General features: G+C 42.5%; 12 protein-coding genes and 2 pseudogenes. 5 read left to right on the forward strand and 9 right to left on the reverse strand.

The window, feature by feature from the left end:
• Positions 1–165 precede the first annotated feature (165 nt).
• From MPHASIOC01_RS23440 to MPHASIOC01_RS23455, 4 genes and pseudogenes are all read right to left on the reverse strand, one after another.
• Positions 166–1,788: a glycosyltransferase family 39 protein gene (locus MPHASIOC01_RS23440; protein ID WP_353613394.1), complete on the reverse strand. Its 1,623-nt coding sequence runs from the start codon at positions 1,786–1,788 to the stop codon at positions 166–168.
• Positions 1,789–1,962: 174 nt separating this feature from the next.
• On the reverse strand, positions 1,963–2,631 hold the full coding sequence (locus MPHASIOC01_RS23445; RefSeq protein WP_188740965.1) for a TVP38/TMEM64 family protein: 669 nt from the start codon (positions 2,629–2,631) through the stop codon (positions 1,963–1,965).
• Positions 2,631–3,371 carry a glycosyltransferase family 2 protein gene (locus MPHASIOC01_RS23450; RefSeq protein WP_188740966.1) on the reverse strand — a complete coding sequence of 247 codons (741 nt, stop codon included), beginning with the start codon at positions 3,369–3,371 and terminating at the stop codon, positions 2,631–2,633. The genes MPHASIOC01_RS23445 and MPHASIOC01_RS23450 overlap by 1 nt, the downstream gene beginning before the upstream one ends.
• A gap of 57 nt (positions 3,372–3,428) precedes the next feature.
• Positions 3,429–4,433: pseudogene (locus MPHASIOC01_RS23455) on the reverse strand (NAD-dependent epimerase).
• A gap of 286 nt (positions 4,434–4,719) precedes the next feature.
• On the opposite strand from MPHASIOC01_RS23455, the gene tnpA reads away from it, so the two are divergent.
• The 4 genes from tnpA to MPHASIOC01_RS23475 all read left to right on the forward strand — a co-directional run bounded on the left by tnpA (position 4,720) and on the right by MPHASIOC01_RS23475 (position 7,846).
• A complete protein-coding gene (gene tnpA / locus MPHASIOC01_RS23460; protein WP_088585668.1) occupies positions 4,720–5,004 on the forward strand; it encodes an IS66 family insertion sequence element accessory protein TnpA in 285 nt (94 codons plus the stop codon).
• Positions 5,005–5,006: 2 nt separating this feature from the next.
• Positions 5,007–5,363: an IS66 family insertion sequence element accessory protein TnpB gene (tnpB, locus tag MPHASIOC01_RS23465; RefSeq protein ID WP_353613225.1), complete on the forward strand. Its 357-nt coding sequence runs from the start codon at positions 5,007–5,009 to the stop codon at positions 5,361–5,363.
• Positions 5,364–5,455: 92 nt separating this feature from the next.
• Positions 5,456–7,015 carry an IS66 family transposase gene (gene tnpC / locus MPHASIOC01_RS23470; RefSeq protein WP_165564680.1) on the forward strand — a complete coding sequence of 520 codons (1,560 nt, stop codon included), beginning with the start codon at positions 5,456–5,458 and terminating at the stop codon, positions 7,013–7,015.
• 306 nt (positions 7,016–7,321) lie between these two features.
• Complete coding sequence (locus tag MPHASIOC01_RS23475; RefSeq protein WP_353613395.1) at positions 7,322–7,846, forward strand: cytochrome b/b6 domain-containing protein; 525 nt, start codon at positions 7,322–7,324, stop codon at positions 7,844–7,846.
• An 8-nt stretch (positions 7,847–7,854) separates the two neighbouring features.
• Here MPHASIOC01_RS23475 and MPHASIOC01_RS23480 read toward each other — a convergent pair whose 3' ends face one another.
• From MPHASIOC01_RS23480 to MPHASIOC01_RS23500, 5 genes are all read right to left on the reverse strand, one after another.
• A complete protein-coding gene (locus MPHASIOC01_RS23480) occupies positions 7,855–9,114 on the reverse strand; it encodes a HAMP domain-containing sensor histidine kinase (protein WP_353613396.1) in 1,260 nt (419 codons plus the stop codon).
• Positions 9,101–9,787 (reverse strand): response regulator transcription factor, encoded by a 687-nt coding sequence (locus tag MPHASIOC01_RS23485; RefSeq protein ID WP_353613397.1) that lies wholly within the window; start codon positions 9,785–9,787, stop codon positions 9,101–9,103. Before MPHASIOC01_RS23485 ends, MPHASIOC01_RS23480 begins: the two co-directional genes overlap by 14 nt.
• Positions 9,788–10,055: 268 nt before the next feature.
• Complete coding sequence (locus MPHASIOC01_RS23490) at positions 10,056–11,972, reverse strand: LTA synthase family protein (RefSeq protein ID WP_353613398.1); 1,917 nt, start codon at positions 11,970–11,972, stop codon at positions 10,056–10,058.
• A 35-nt stretch (positions 11,973–12,007) separates the two neighbouring features.
• Entirely contained in the window at positions 12,008–12,382 is a 375-nt protein-coding gene (locus tag MPHASIOC01_RS23495; protein ID WP_353613399.1) for a diacylglycerol kinase, read from the reverse strand.
• A 23-nt stretch (positions 12,383–12,405) separates the two neighbouring features.
• A complete protein-coding gene (locus tag MPHASIOC01_RS23500; protein ID WP_353613400.1) occupies positions 12,406–14,043 on the reverse strand; it encodes a phosphoethanolamine--lipid A transferase in 1,638 nt (545 codons plus the stop codon).
• 791 nt (positions 14,044–14,834) lie between these two features.
• Between MPHASIOC01_RS23500 and umuC the strand changes: the two are divergent.
• Positions 14,835–16,013, forward strand: a pseudogene (umuC, locus tag MPHASIOC01_RS23505) (translesion error-prone DNA polymerase V subunit UmuC); the annotation flags it as partial.
• Positions 16,014–16,020: the final 7 nt, after the last annotated feature.

Genomic DNA, 16,020 nt, shown 5'->3' on the forward strand with positions numbered 1-16,020 from the left:
GAATTATTTACAGGGTCGTGTACCCTGCAAGCAGCCACTCAGCCAGTATGTTTGATTGCAGATCTTTGTACGAACCCAACTCTATTTTATAGTTATCCATCGTGTTAAAGATTACCTTTAACTCCCAATCATCCATCACTAACTTGCCTTACTGAGTTACACTGCTTACTTAGATGCTTGTAATACTTTTTCGAGCTCTTTATTTTCGATAACGTACAGCCTCTGTCCACGGAAAGGGGTCGTGTATATCGCGTTTTCTTCTAGCGCTTTCGATTCATGACGTTGAATCCAGACAGTATAACCAGGCTCTGTTCTCAAAAATGCATCACGCTCTGCTTGGTTGGATGGTACTAGATGTAGCGGTATCTCCAATTTTCCCGCGTATCCAAAAGTATTGTGGTATTTCCCTATAAATGAGACTTGATTCCCTTCAGATTGCAGTTGATGGATACGTTGACCTGGCTCAGTTACGTCGTAAACATTCTTGAGTACAGGAGACAAACTGGCTAATAGCGCAGATAAACTTAATAGTAGAGCTCCAATGTTCAATGCCAAACGATCGATAGGAAGTGTTTTTTTCCACAAAAGTAAACCGATAAGTAGTAGAGGAAGAATTCCCCAACTTTGATACAAATCAGTAATCTCTGCGCTTCGAAACGCTTTTGAAACCCAAAATTGTGAACCAAAAATTAAAACAACAATCAGGATGAGAATACCGACTACAGCGAACTCTGTTTTGAATTTTCTTAAATCAACTTGCTTAGCAATCCAAACAGCGACAAAAGGAAAAGTGGGGAATAAGTAATGGATCTGTTTACCGCTAAAACAGCTAAAAATTACAAGTATAATCGCGAATAAGGCAAGACATAAGGTATCACCGCGTTCAGTGACCACCCATGGTCGGCTACGCCAGAAACCACTTAAGAACAACCATGGAAATAAAAGAGCAGGAAGTAGAAGCACGTACCAATAGAATGGTCTTGCATGAGCAAAAGAATTTTGCATTCGATCAACAGATTGCCCCCAAAATATTGCTCTAGCGTATTCTTCACCTCCGGATATGGCGGCAGGGATTGCCCACATTAAGATAATAGCGACAGAGATAAGAACAGCCCAAAGTACTGCTTTGAAAAAGGCTTTATTAATATTGGACGGCGAAGGGTGCCAAATACGAACTAACATTACAAATGGCAAAAAATGCACAAAAATAACAGGACCTTTAGTAAGCAGCGCAAACCCGATTGCAGTTCCGGTGAACCAAATCCATACTGGTCGGTTCGACTCCGAGTATTTCCACAGACTCAATATTGCCAGCAAATAGAATACCGTGAGTATTAAATCAAACATTATCATGCCCGAATACAAAAACCACCCTAAGAAGCTAAACAATATGAGTGGGGACAAGACTTGTGCCTGTTTTGAATCGGGGTAAACTTTCCGAGCCAGTAGATTAACGAGAAAAAGATTTAACAAAGAAAAAACTGGCACCACCAAACGCGACACTGTTTCTGAAGTTCCGAATACAGACCAAACGATGTTAAACAACCAGAACATAAATGGCGGTTTATGGTCATAGGGACTTCCGTTTATGTGTGGTACTAACCAGTTTTTATCTAGCCACATTTCCCACGCGACAGATATATAACGGGTTTCATCTATAGGTAAGATAGGCCTAAAACTAACATTTACCGCTATAAAGACCAGCGCAGTGATAAATGTTAGCAGCCAATATTGCTTACTAGAGACACTAATAGGGTTAGGGTTAGGGTTAGGGTTATTTGTTAACATAGAATTGTTACTCACATCATAATAAAGATAATAAATCCATTTAATTTCTTATTTGATAGTCTTACTGGGATTAAAGAATTAGCCCATCGTCCCGTGTCTTCGCAGATCCACGCTTTCTAGTTCTGACCTAGCAAGTATCTGAACAAGCTAACCTAGACTTTGTGAAAACGGGTATCATAATTCCTCTTCCATTTTTAATAGTTCAACACGGCTCTTAATATGATCTCTGTAAAGAAACCCTGTGAGGATAGCGCTCATGACACCAAAGAAAATGCTAAGGTATATCATTGTGTTACTTGAAGACTGAATTCCTGCCCCCACAAGTGCAAAGATAATAATTTGCGGGAGATAACCGAGTATACTTGCAGTAAGAAATGCGAAAAAAGGTACTCGGACACTACCTGATAAGACGTTAGTCACAACGTTGTTCCCAATAGGAAATAGCCGTAACAGCAATATTTTGTAAAACGGCTTACGACTGGCAAAGGAATTGAACTTAATCATTTTGTTCGGGAAGCGTCGATATAACCAGTTTGCGAATATAAACCGAGCGCAGTAATAATTTAGTGCCGCTGCAAAAATACAAGCGAACAATGTTAATGTAACGCCTAAGTTGATACTGAATAAATACCCAAACACCAATGCAATTGCTTGCTTTGGCCCGCTAAAAGATAAAAAGATGACACTGAAAAGGAATACCACCATTTTCCCTGTCGTACCATTTTGTTGGATGTAACCGACAAGCCAGTTCTTATCTGTCAAATGAACCATAACAGGATTATCAAGCTGATTGGCAATCAGTACCCCAACAACAATGAGAAATAAAAGCTTAATCCACTTCATTATTTGCTATTCACACTACTTACAGCTTTGACCATTGGATTTTTAGTACGTCGTTGTAACCAAATGACACCAAGTAAATCTACGATGCCGACCCAAGCCCTGTTCCAAGCGTTGTAATTTGAAGTGCCGGCTTCTCTGTCTCTATGTGCCACTTGATGAACCACAATTTCACCATCTAAGGATTTGATCAACGCGGGTAAAAAACGGTGCATATGGTCAAAGAATGGCAATCGAAGATAGGTAGCTTTAGGAATGACTTTTAAGCCACAACCGGAGTCTGGTACGCCATCACCTAACAGAGCATGTCGTATTGTATTGGCGACTTTAGATTGGAAACGAACCCAAGCAGTATCTAAGCGTTTAGCCCTGTAGCCTGCAATACAGAAATGTGGTTTTTTCACTTGAGCGGCGAGCTCTAACATACTTGGCATGTCTGACGGATCATTCTGACCATCGGCATCTGATGTAATGATCCACTCACCTTTCGCATGTTTAACTGCGGTTAAAACAGCGGTACTTTGTCCGCAACTTTTCTCATGACTCACAATCTGCAAGTCGCAACCACACTCTTGTGCAGCATCAAGCGCTTCCTGCACGGTATTATCGGTACTGCCATCATCAGTGATGACAATTTCAAATTGAGGATAAACCTTCAAGCTGTCATGAATTTCTTTAACTAACTTCCCTATATTCCCTTGTTCATTTTTAGCTGGAATAACGACTGATATACTCGGCAACATGAGCTCTAACCTTGTTTAAGCTATCTGTAAATAAAAACCTACAGAAAATCATTTTTCTTATTTGTTATAAAATTCTCGGTACCATGACACAAACTCAGCGATACCTTCTTGTATAGATACCTTTGGCTTGTACCCGGTTACCTGTAAAAGATCTTCAGTATCGGCGTATGTACGGTAGACATCGCCCGGTTGCATCTCTCTGAAGTTCTTTTTCGCCTCAATACCTAGTTGGTTTTCTATCCCCTTTATAAAATCCATAAGATTTATAGGAGAACCATGTCCGATATTGTAAACCGCAAAAGGAGCAGAGCTACTCGCGGGTGAGCCGTCCTCAACCTTCCAATGCTTATTTGGGCTAGGAATGACATCTGCAATCCGTACGATACCCTCAACAATGTCGTTAATATGTGTAAAGTCCCTCCACATATCCCCATTGTTGTTAATATCGATGGTATCTCCTTCTAGTATCTTCTTAGTAAAGAGAAAAGGCGCCATATCGGGACGTCCCCATGAGCCATAAACGGTAAAGAAGCGTAGTCCAGTGGTAGGAATTTGATAGAGATGCGAATAGCAATGCGCCATTAACTCATTAGATTTTTTTGTCGCTGCATAAAGGGAAACAGGATGATCAACGCGATCTGACGTAGAGAACGGGACTTTACTATTTAGCCCATAAACGGAACTGGAAGAAGCATAAACTAAGTGTTGAATTCTATTCTGGCGGCAAGCTTCTAATATATTTAAATAACCGGTCAAATTAGATTCAACGTAACAATGGGGGTTATCTATTGAGTATCGTACACCTGCTTGCGCAGCAAGATGAATAACCCGCTAAAACTTCTCTTTCTTAAACAACGTATCAATTGCTTCTTTACTCGAAATATCAAAAGGATAAAATCGAAATAATGGGTGTGCGGAGAAATGCAATCTTGCATGTTTGAGCGCTACATCGTAGTAATCGTTAAGATTATCCACACCAACCACTTCATGTCCCTGAGCATTGAGCTTTCTAACCGTTGCACTTCCTATAAAACCAGCAGCTCCAGTCACTAAGTACTTCATAATTAATCACTAAAATTTTTCTCATATAATGTGTATTTTTGTTAAAAATGTCAACCTCATTAACATGATTTCATGAAGTTGACAGCGATTAAAAAAGGTTGATTTTTTACCAAAAAATGGGCTTACCACCCAGTTAGATACAAATTTTCATTACAGCTTTTGATAGACTCATTAAGGAGAGTCCGGAAAACCGCTTTTGAAGGTAAGCGTAACGCCAACCACACATTCCAATCCTAACTGATCAACTTTACCCTGTCTGCCATTATCAACTGCCAGGGTAATCATCATGCACCGTACCAAAGAACAATGGCTGGCCTTGTTTGCCGAGCAAGCCCAAAGTGGTCTCACCCAAACTGAATTTGCAAAACGTCAGGGCATCATTCCTACATATTTTAGTTATCGCAAGCGTCAGTTGTTGGCGTTTCAGGATGATGACGGTGGCTTTGTTGAGCTGACGCCACAGGGTTTGCAGCTGAATCAATCCATTTTGCTACGCAAGCGCGATATCGAATTGCAGTTTCCAGCCGGCACCGATGCACAGTGGTTAGCAGCCTTGCTAAGAGCGCTCTGACCATGAAAATGTTCTTCGATGTGCCTAAGGTCTATTTGCATAAACAGCCGGTCGACTTTCGTAAATCCATTAATGGCTTATCGTTGCTGGTCGAGCAAGAGATGCAGCTCTCGCCATTTAGCGGCGCACTGTTTGTGTTTTGTAATCAGCAGCGTACCCGGTTAAAAGTACTGTACTGGGATAGCACCGGGTTTTGCCTGTGGTACAAACGGCTTGAAAAAGACAAGTTCCGCTGGCCACGGCAGATGCCTGGCAAAATACTGTCTATTAGCGAGCAGCAATGGCATTGGCTGTTGCAAGGTGTCGATATCCAAAAAATCACCGCCCATCAGCCACTGCATTACCAGAGTGTGGGCTGATATGACGATCGGCTATAAATCCTTATGATCGCATCCAAAACAATCTAAATCTTACCAAGCACTTAGCTAAATTGGCCGTTACAATAGCGGCCATGAAAAAGACACCTCAATCCTTACCTGATGACGTTGCACTGCTCAAGAAAATGCTGCTTGAGCAGACGCAAAAGCTTGAGCGCAAACTGGCGCAAAAAGATAAACGCATCGCCAAATTAGAGCGGGTTAACCAGCAACTGTCGGACAAGTTGCAGCAGTTGCTGGAGCGTTACAACCTGAAGAAGTACCAGAAATTTAGCCCCAGCAGTGAAACCTATGAAGGTGAAGGCGAGGTGTTAAATGAGGCCGAACAGCTTATTGAAGACGAGTCAGTAGCGACAGAGCCAGATACTCAGACGACCGAGAGCGCTAAGAAAGCTGCTAAGCCACGCCGCCCACGGATTGCCCCTGAGCTGCCGCGCGTTGATGTTATCCATGACATTGACGATAAAACCTGTGCTTGCTGTGGCCATGCGCTACATCAAATGGGTGAAGAAGTTAGTGAGCAAATCGAGTTCGTACCGGCACAAATCCGGGTGCTCAGAAACGTGCGGCTGAAATACAGCTGCCGGCAGTGTGAAACCACGGACACCAAGGTCGACATTAAAATTGCCGATGTGCCACCGGCGGTTATCCCTAAGAGCATGACCACACCGAGTCTGCTTGCCCAAATCATCAGCAGCAAAATGCACTATGGCTTACCGTTGTACCGACAAGAGCAGTTGTTTAATCAGGCCGGTATTGAGCTTAGCCGTCAAACGATGAGCCGCTGGCTGATAAGCTGTGCAGAGAAACTGAAACCGTTACTGGCGTTAATGAAAGCTGAGCTTCTGAAACAGCCCGTGCTGTGGGCAGATGAAACCACGGTTAATGTGCTGGATGTTGAGAAAAGCACCTGTTATATGTGGGTATATGGCTGTGGCTTAGAAAAAAGTACCGGCCCCAAGCTCGTGCTGTTTGATTATCAGGATAGTCGCAGCAGTAAACATCCCACCGACTTCCTGGCGGGGTTTAACGGTTATCTGCAGGTCGACGGTTATGCCGGATATGAGAAAACCCACGCAACCTTAGTCGGCTGCTGGGCACATGCCAGACGTAAGTTCGTCGAAGCCCAAAAAGCGCAGGGTAAAGGCAAAACCGGTAAGGCCGATGTGGCTCTTAACCATATCCAGAAACTCTATGCGCTGGAGAGTAAATTAAAAACTGCGCCGCCTGATAAGAAATATGAAGCCAGGCAAACGCTAGCCAGGCCGTTGCTCGCGCAATTCAAAAGCTGGTTGGATAAATCAAGCGAGAGTGTCACGAAAGAAAGTTTACTGGGAGCGGCTATTACTTATAGCCTGAATCAGTGGCCCAAGCTTGTCCGCTATCTGGATGATGGCTGTCTGAATATCGACAACAATCGTGCGGAGCGTGCCATCAAACCGTTCGTGATTGGTCGCAAGGCGTGGTTGTTCGCCAATACCAAGACGGGAGCACAAGCCAGTGCGGCACTGTACAGCCTGGTCGAGACCTCAAAAATCAACGGACTGGAGCCGTATGATTACCTATGCCGCTTATTAACCGAGCTACCCAAAGCCAACACCCAAGAGAAACTACAGCAACTCCTGCCTTACTGATCACCAGCCACACCGCAAGGTGTGGTTGGCGTTACGCTTACTTTTGAAGCACTCCTACTTTAAGCTGACACTTGCTGAGTTTTAATCTGACCACTTTTCTTAAGCGTGTCTTAAGTAATCAGCACTAACATCGGATTGCATATATCTGATTTAATAGGGGATGTCGAAAAGCTAGGGAATAAATAGAGAAGCTACAGAGATAAAATTAAAAAATGGCGCGGAACATTAAAAACTTCAGCGGCTTCGATGGTACGCCAACACAAACCTATGACTGCTCAGCAGTCATATCAATAGTTTATGAGAATAATGAAGACTAAATCAACGCATTGGGATCCCGTAGTAAAAGTGACTCACTGGGCAGTAGCAAGTCTATTTCCGTTGAACTTTTTCTTAACTAAGGCAGGTAGTGACGTCCATCAGTACATTGGTTATAGCTTAGTCGGCATCATTGTTATCCGACTGGCTTGGGGTTGTATAGCACCACCTCCTGCAAGACTTACATCATTTTTGCCTTCTATACCTAATGCAGTTAGCCACCTTAAAGAGGTAATAGAGACAAGCACCGATGATTATCAAGGCCATAACCCGGCAGGAGCTGTTATGATTTGGAGTATGTGGGGAAGTGTTCTTGTCGCCGGTACATCAGGCTTCATGATGGAAACTGATCAATATTGGGGAGAAGATTGGATAAAACTGGTTCATCATGGGGCGGTGAATGTATCCTTTCTTTGTGTCTGCCTCCATATATGCGCCGTTATTATCATGAGCCGCATAACAGGACGGTCATACTTACGGAATATGCTTCCTAAACGCAAAAATACTAAGACTTAAACTCTCGCTCACTGAAACGTTATTAATGCTTCACATCCAATAGTAGGTCGGTTCTTAATAGAAAAACTCCAATGATATCTGCGACATAAATCATCAACGATTAGCAAGCCCAAACCATGTCCATCCTGATTAGGAGACTGACTTAAGCCCGGCCCATTATCCCTAATAGCTAATGAGTCTGTGGATACTTCTAAAGTTACGACGCCTTGAGAAGTCGCTGCAATCGCGTTTCTCAATAAGTTTCCTATCACCATATTCAGCACTGCTGGCGCGGCTTTAACCGATGGTCTCTGATGAAAAATTAGTTCAACGTCGATATTTTTGTCTTTTGCCTGAGCACTATTGAGTTCAATGATGTTCTCAAATTCGTCTTTGCTTACCATTCTTTCAACAGTGTCATCTTCACTGCGTTCATAACGCACAAGCCCTAGTAATGCATCAACCATCGTGGTCATCTGTAATGTAGCTTCATTTATACGGACGACCTGTCTTTTTTGAAAATCGTCAGATACCTTTCGTTCTAAAAGTTTACTTGCGCCTTTCACAATGGTTAACGGTGTTCTTAGTTCATGGCTAGCATAACGGGCGAATGCCTGTTCACGCTTTAACAAATTGTGAATATCATGACGGTATTGATTGAGCTGATCCGCTAAAATCTGAAATTCACTGGCACCACCTGGTGGAATATCAAACACATGGGTGCTATTACCGCTTTGTTCGGTTAATTGCTCTATCAAATGATTAATGGGAGTTATCAGGCGTTGTGTTAAACGATTCAACAGTAGTCCAAAGACAAGCAATAGCCCCGCAATACTAGTGATCACTATTAGACTGGCATACACTATTTCATATTCACCAAATTCAATTTGATTGATATCAGATAGCAATATGACGGGGTTCCTTTCTCCATTGTTTGTGTAGTAACCAAAGTAGAGCATCAATGATTCATTCCCGTAGCCAACTTCACCGACATAAGAGTCTCTGCCTTTGAAGTACTTATGATACTTTAATGGGACCAAGCTGATATCGTTATATGCATGAGTGAGAACATCTATGGATATTTCACCATTTTCTCCATCAATAAACCTCTGTATTGCTTCATTTTTATCTATTTCTATACGGCGTTCCCCGACTTTATCTTCAGACCAGTGTAAGGCTGCAAAAAAAATCATATAGCTGACTAAACCCATCACGAGGGCGACTATCGTAAAAAATATCGCTAGTTGGCTTGTTAAGGTACGAGTGCTGGCAAAGTTAGTTTTTTTCATTCACGTTCTCCAATCGAAAACCAACCTTAGGAACCGTAATCAACATAGATGAAGCGAACGGTTTATCTAACTGGGTTCGCAGTTGATAGATATGACTGCGCAATACGTCATTACTAGGTTCATTGTCTTGCCAAAGCATATTGATGATATCAGTGCGCGTTACAATTTCAGGTGCGCGTTGGCAGAGTAACTCTAGAATTGAATAAGTTGTGGGGTTCAGAAGGAGCCGAACTCCATTACGATAAGCCTGATGTGTTTTTTGATCGATGAGTAAGCTACCAAACTCCAGGGACGAATCTGTAACCGCTCGTCGATAACGTTTTATCAGTGCGCGTAAACGTGCATCTAAAATTTCAAGGTCTACTGGCTTAGTTAAATAATCGTCAGCCCCATAGTTGAAACCATTTAACATATCATTTCGGCTGTCCAATGCGGTTAACATCAGCACGGGAGTTCCGTTCCCTGCCTCTCTAAGCTTCTCACAAACCGTCAAGCCATCCATACGTGGTAGCATAAGATCAAGAATGATGGCGTCAAAACCTGATTCTAACGCAAGTTTTAGAGCTAATTCTCCATTGTCGGCATAATCAAGCTCAACCTCTTCACTCGCAAAGTAGTCAAACAAAATCCCGGCAATTTCCTTGTTATCCTCAACTATTAATATTCTTTTCATATAAAATCTTTCTTTTTCTTATACTTACAATGGTGGGCACATTCATTGGCTTTAGCCGCTTGTTTACTCCAGCTAACATATTGTATTAAATAACCAAACCACTCTTGAACAGGGTAGCCATACAAGAACGAACATCGGGAAGAACGTCTTATTGCTCCTCCCGAAACTATTCTCATAAAATGGTCTGGTCAAAAGATTGAGTTTGTCAGGTTGTACAAGTTACAACCTTGTAGAGCCCCTCCCTTTTCAAATAAACAAACAATCACGTTTATTTATCGACATGGGAATACCATCCTTTTTGATAAGCCATACTGCCAAAATTAGCATAGGCATGCGCTTCCTTAGTCAGGGCTTGATCAAGCTGAGTCTCGATAAGTTGTTTACCATCTACCAAGAAAGTTCTTGGTGTTTTATCAGGTTGAAAAATTACCGCTTTGCCATTTTTAATATACGCAAAGTTCTTATCATATTGCAGCATTGCTCTCAATTGAGCATCATCTAATGGTTTGGTGAAGTCGTTACCAAGCATTGGGTGCTCACCGGAAGCGCCTATTAGTGACAGAAGTGTTGGGGCAAGATCAATCTGGCTTGCTAGCCGAGCATCCTCTTTATGCTCCACATCGTTGCCAAAAATAACCGCAGGGATATGGAAGTGATCAACTGGGACTAAACTCGCACCAGATACTCGGGAATCATGATCAGCAACGACCACGAATATCGTATCTTTCCAGTATTCCGATTGTTTTGCTTTCTTAACAAATTGTCCCAAAGCATAATCAGAATATTTAGCGGCATTATTACGAGTTTGTTTTTGACTGTCGTACGGTGAAATTTTGCCATCTGGATAATCGTACGGAGAGTGATTCGACGAAGTAAATACAAGGCTAAAGAATGGCTTACCTTGTTTATGCAGCTCGGCGAACTCTTTATCCGCTTGATCATACAAATCTTCGTCAGATGCGCCCCAAGAACCATTAAAGTCGATTTTCTCGAAATCACTGCCTTGAACAATATCTTGAAAACCATTACCTAAAAAGAATGTCTTCATATTATCGAAATGCGCTTCACCACCGTAAATGAACTGTGTGTGATATCCCTGCTCACCAAGAAAACTCGCTAAAGTAAAAAAGTTTTGCTGAGATTTACCCAACTTAACGACAGAACGTGCTGGGGTTGGGGTGAAACCAGTCACAACAGCTTCAATCCCTCTGACAGAACGCGTACCGGTCGCGTATAAGCGGGTAAAGTTCCATCCCTCATCCATGATTTTGTCGAGATTAGGAGTCAGTGGCAATCCTCCTAATTTTCCTACGTATCTCGCCCCCAAGCTCTCTTGCAGCAAAATAACTAAATTCTTCTTACGACTAGGAAAACTAGAGGTATGCATCGTTTTTGTTGGAATAAGCGGATCAGAGAATTCAGCATGTGGATTTTGTAAAGTGAGGCGAACTTGCTCAAGCAGATCATCTTGCTCCAGAGCGCCATAAAATTCAGCACTCGACATTTCATTCTTTGCTTGTTTCCACGCAAATGCGACTGAATAAGCAGAATTTAAGCTGAGATCATTTAACAAGTGATCCGTTGAAAATGCCACTAATGCCGGGTTTATCGGGCGATGCTCTAACGTACCACGAGCACCTAGAATAAGAAGGCAAGCAACAGCAAGTTGCATCGCTACTTGCTGTAAGAGCGCCCCTTTGGTTTCTGTAGGCCAAACGATATCGAACACTTTACTCAACAATCTGGCTGCGATGAATAGCCCTGCTACGGTGACTAGAATTTCGATTTTGTAACCCGAAACTAGCATCGAAAAGACTTCTTTTGGGTAGACCAGATAATCGATAAACAATCGGTTTGGACGCAAGTCATATTCAAGAATGAACGTGGGAGTAATCAGTTCAAAGAACAAAAACAACATGCTGCCACCCACTAAGTAAATTTTTAGAGGTAGGCGAAGGTAGTGAGTCGCTTTTAGCAATGTTGCCAGCATTATCAGCAACAATGCTGGTACTAGCAAATAACACACTGCCGAAATATCAATGCGAAAACCACCGAGAAAAATTTGGCCATAGTCAACAGAGGCAAACGCACGCTCACTCTGCCATAACGAAAGCATCAATCGCGAAGCACTCAATAATATTAAATCAATCAAAGCAAAGCACAGCACTGGCAGTAAAGTGCTCATTTTTACTCTTGAATCGTCATTGCTCTGCGTTGAAATTAGCGCAACCATAGAACCGTTCCCCAAATAGCCAGAGAACAAATCATGCTCAATAGTACTAGAGCGGAGCCGATATTCTTAGCTACGCCAGATAACGTGTGATACTCCAATCCTACTCGGTCAACCACAGCCTCAATTGCGGTATTCACCATTTCGGCAAACAGCACTGACACCATGCCCAACATAACTAATAAGGTATGCATAGCCGGTAAATCCAGCCAAAATGCAAAAGCGGATAGCGGTACAAAAAGCATTAGTTCTTGTTGGAAGGCAGCTTCGTTTTTACAAAGCCATTTGAAGCCGTTATAGCTATGGACAAAGGTATACATAATACGATGAATACCTTCACGTTTAATGATGATTTCTTGTTGCATGTTTACGGTACGCTATAAAATGGTTATGAATCTAAGCGGCAGCTGTATGTGATGTCCAGTTCTGAATCTTGAACTTCTGTGTGAACACCATACACCCCAAGCAAGCTATGAAATAAGTTATCGTGTGATAATGTGTGTTTCTGTGCTTTTTCTTTAAGACATTGAGTACTTAGCCCTTTTTGCTGAGCATACTCTTCTGGCATCCACATTAACCAAGGCACTTGTGTTTGCTCCTTCGGTGCTATCGCATAAGGAGTACCGTGCAAATACAGCCCACCTTCACCCAGTGATTCACCATGATCAGAGATATAGGTCATCATGACGTTATAGTCGTTCGACACGCTTTTCAGTTCATCAATCACTTGGGATAATACATAGTCGGTATACACCAGTGTATTGTCGTAAACATTAACGATTTGTTTGTCGTTACAGTTTTCAATATCACTACGATTACATGCAGGTTGGAACGGTGCTTGAGCATCAGGGTAACGCTGCCAGTAAGTCGGGCCATGGCTACCTATCGTATGCAAAACCAACAACTTGTTACGAGAGCCATCATCGATAAACTGTTTGGCATCTTTAAGCATCGCAACATCAAAACAAGTTGAACCGTTGCAATCGTCATTTTTAAGCGATGCATCGATGGAAATGTAAGTTAGATTTTGAGCGACACCTTTATCGCCTCCGTCATTATCAATCCACATGACATCAACGCCTGCGTGTTGAAGTACATTGAGTACATTGTCCTGAGCAGCTGCGCGGGGTTTACTGTAAGAATTGCGAGTCATATTGGAGAACATACACGGAACGGATAACGCTGTGTAAGTGCCACACGAAGACACATCCTGAAAGGCAATTAAGTCCATATCTCTCGTGTACGGATTGGTATTTCGCTCATATCCGTTATAAGCAAAGTTCATTGCTCGTGCAGTCTCACCTAAGACGACGACCATCAACGTTGGTTTTCCGTTAGGAACTTCAACCACCTTCGCATCTGTACCTAATGTTTGGTAAGCCAGTTTAGTTTCGAAATAGGTTTTCTTAAGGTATTTTGCGCCATTGTAGATGTGCGCAGGATTAATCATTTTGTTTAAGTAACTATTATTTCGGCCTACTGAGGCGTAATCTTTGTAACAAGTCTCCGCAATAAGACCAATACCAACAACAGCGACAAGAACAAGACCAACTCTGGAGAGAAGAGCATATTTCCAATTTTGAAACGGTGTTATACGAACGGCGGCTATGAAGCCACAAGGTACGACACCAAAAGCGAATAAATAAAAGACTGTCGTATAATTGAGGTAGAAAAAGGCTTCAGATGAGTTAGTTTCAAACACACTTTCCATCATAGTGGAATCAAACATGGTCTGAAAATTTACCGCCGCGTACAATGTCCCAGCAGAGGTCAGTACCACAAAAAACATAAACGGCTTAAAAATATAAGACCAAGCAAATGCTGAGAAAATAATAATAAATGCACAGGTCAGTAACACCGGCGCGGTATAAGGGAAGACAGGATTGGAAACGTCTGAACTCAGATTAAAAATAGTTTTCAGTACGGGATAATTCATCACAGTACCAAAATATACAGCACACAATATAACGAGTGTTGTCATATGCATCGGTATACGATACGTAGGCAATTTTTTTATTAACATCATCAATGATAAACCTGGTGATATTTCTTATGGACATAGGAATTTAGTTATTTCAGAACTAGTGAATAAAATGGAATAGACTTTCACAATTCTGAGGTAGGGTTAGTATTGCAATTGATGTGTAAAAAAATTGTCGACAACGGTATTTCTGGTACACCAGCTTTCTTCTCACTGCCTGATTATATTGAAACTCAAGCCTGCATCGCATCACTGGTATTTTTTGCTATTAGCGACTTCGAATGTCTTGTCGAGATATTAAGTACCTGTGCATTCAGACAAGTTCTAGCCAACTCAATTAATGGGATATTGAAGTTAAAAAATCCCAAGAGTTATGGTTCAATTCAAGAGTCCTGACACTAATCAGTAAAACAAATCTAGTAAGAAGAACCCAACGGGTTTCACTTTCAAGAAGGCCCAAACTATCATCGCTTAGATTAGAAAAACTAGGTCTATACAACGCCAGAAAGAAGCGCCCTCATTCTTTGGCTGACAAACAATGGGGCAAAAGTGTGTTTCAAACTTTGTTGGCACACTTATCTAAGATAGCCATGTTGATAAAGCATAAGTTTCGATCTTTATTGTCACAATCACCACTCGACGACTACGAACCAATCTGGCATGCGAGACTGAGAAGTTTTAGACATTAATGTTATGCCACACTTAATTGTTGAGAATTAATGAGCCCCATATTAAAAAATTCTCAACTTATTGCTTCATATCGATGAGAATTACACAAATCAGGCTACAGGCTTTGTTCAGAAAGGTTTTTCATAACATTTTAGGGTGTAAAACGTGTAACGGTGAATAATGACGGCTGCGTGGTTGCACGGTCGCGTGAAGCTAAGTTACTCGGTATAAAAATGGGCGTACCCGTCTTTCAAATCAAAGCTGAAATGCAGCGTCATGGTATTTTGGCATTCTCGTCCAATTACGCGCTGTACGCAGATTTGAGCAGTCGAGTGATGCGCACTTTGGAGGAGATGGCACCACGAGTAGAGGTTTACTCCATTGACGAAGCGTTTTTGGACTTAACCGGTATTGAGTCTGCCCTATCCCTTGTCGAGTTCGGACAACAAGTGCGAGAGCGCATAGGCCACTGGATTGGGATCACCGTCTGTGTAGGGATTGCACCGACTAAAACACTCGCCAAACTGGCAAACCATGCCGCTAAAAAGTATCCAGCCACTCAGGGCGTTGTAGACCTGACCAATCCAGATCGGCAACGTCGATTGCTCGCATTAGTCCCGGTTGATGATGTTTGGGGCGTTGGTAGACGGCTTTCTAAGCGTTTAAATGCGTTGGGTATCACCACAGCCTTAGATCTCGCCAATGCCTCTCCTAGAGCCATCAGAGACCAGTTTTCAGTGGTTTTAGAGAGAACCGTCAGAGAGCTCAATGGTGAGTCGTGCATTGAACTTGAAGAGATCCCACCAACTAAGAAACAAATCGTCTGTAGCCGTTCATTTGGCGCAAAAGTAACGCAATTTGAATTGTTACGTGAGGCCGTATGCGAATACGCAACCCGTGCCACTGAGAAGCTACGCAAAGAACAGCAGCAAGCCAAAGTGCTGACCGTGTTTATACGAACCAGCCCCTTTAAGGACAACGAGCCGCAGTACAGCAACTCTGCATCGGGTGAGTTGCTGATCCCCAGTTGCGATACGCGGGATTTTATCGAGCTGACCAATCACTTACTCAAGCGGATTTGGAAGGATGGTTTTCGTTATGCCAAAGCGGGCGTCATGCTGTCTGACTTTTACGATCCAGGCATGTTTCAACCAGGACTATTCGATGACGTATCGACCCGCTCTAATAGCCAACAGTTAATGTCTGTATTGGACACCATTAACCAAAGTGGTGCCGGAAAGGTTTTCTTTGCTGGACAAGGACTCAAGAAAGATTGGTCGATGAAGCGAGAGCATTTGTCTCCCGCTTATACAACACGCTGGGACCAGTTACCGCGAGTACGGTAATGCTCTC

The sequence above is a fragment of the Mangrovibacter phragmitis genome (assembly GCF_040429585.1).
GTDB lineage: Bacteria > Pseudomonadota > Gammaproteobacteria > Enterobacterales > Enterobacteriaceae > Mangrovibacter > Mangrovibacter phragmitis.

What these genes read in the sequence shown, in the direction of transcription:
- tnpB (WP_353613225.1), top strand. Translation starts at nt 5,007, where the DNA reads ATGAAAATGTTCTTCGATGTGCCTAAGGTCTATTTGCATAAACAGCCG.
- MPHASIOC01_RS23500 (WP_353613400.1), bottom strand. Translation starts at nt 14,043, where the DNA reads ATGATGTTAATAAAAAAATTGCCTACGTATCGTATACCGATGCATATG.
- MPHASIOC01_RS23480 (WP_353613396.1), bottom strand. Translation starts at nt 9,114, where the DNA reads ATGAAAAAAACTAACTTTGCCAGCACTCGTACCTTAACAAGCCAACTA.
- MPHASIOC01_RS23450 (WP_188740966.1), bottom strand. Translation starts at nt 3,371, where the DNA reads ATGTTGCCGAGTATATCAGTCGTTATTCCAGCTAAAAATGAACAAGGG.
- MPHASIOC01_RS23445 (WP_188740965.1), bottom strand. Translation starts at nt 2,631, where the DNA reads ATGAAGTGGATTAAGCTTTTATTTCTCATTGTTGTTGGGGTACTGATT.
- MPHASIOC01_RS23490 (WP_353613398.1), bottom strand. Translation starts at nt 11,972, where the DNA reads ATGAGCACTTTACTGCCAGTGCTGTGCTTTGCTTTGATTGATTTAATA.
- tnpC (WP_165564680.1), top strand. Translation starts at nt 5,456, where the DNA reads ATGAAAAAGACACCTCAATCCTTACCTGATGACGTTGCACTGCTCAAG.
- MPHASIOC01_RS23495 (WP_353613399.1), bottom strand. Translation starts at nt 12,382, where the DNA reads ATGCAACAAGAAATCATCATTAAACGTGAAGGTATTCATCGTATTATG.
- MPHASIOC01_RS23440 (WP_353613394.1), bottom strand. Translation starts at nt 1,788, where the DNA reads ATGTTAACAAATAACCCTAACCCTAACCCTAACCCTATTAGTGTCTCT.
- tnpA (WP_088585668.1), top strand. Translation starts at nt 4,720, where the DNA reads ATGCACCGTACCAAAGAACAATGGCTGGCCTTGTTTGCCGAGCAAGCC.
- MPHASIOC01_RS23485 (WP_353613397.1), bottom strand. Translation starts at nt 9,787, where the DNA reads ATGAAAAGAATATTAATAGTTGAGGATAACAAGGAAATTGCCGGGATT.
- MPHASIOC01_RS23475 (WP_353613395.1), top strand. Translation starts at nt 7,322, where the DNA reads ATGAAGACTAAATCAACGCATTGGGATCCCGTAGTAAAAGTGACTCAC.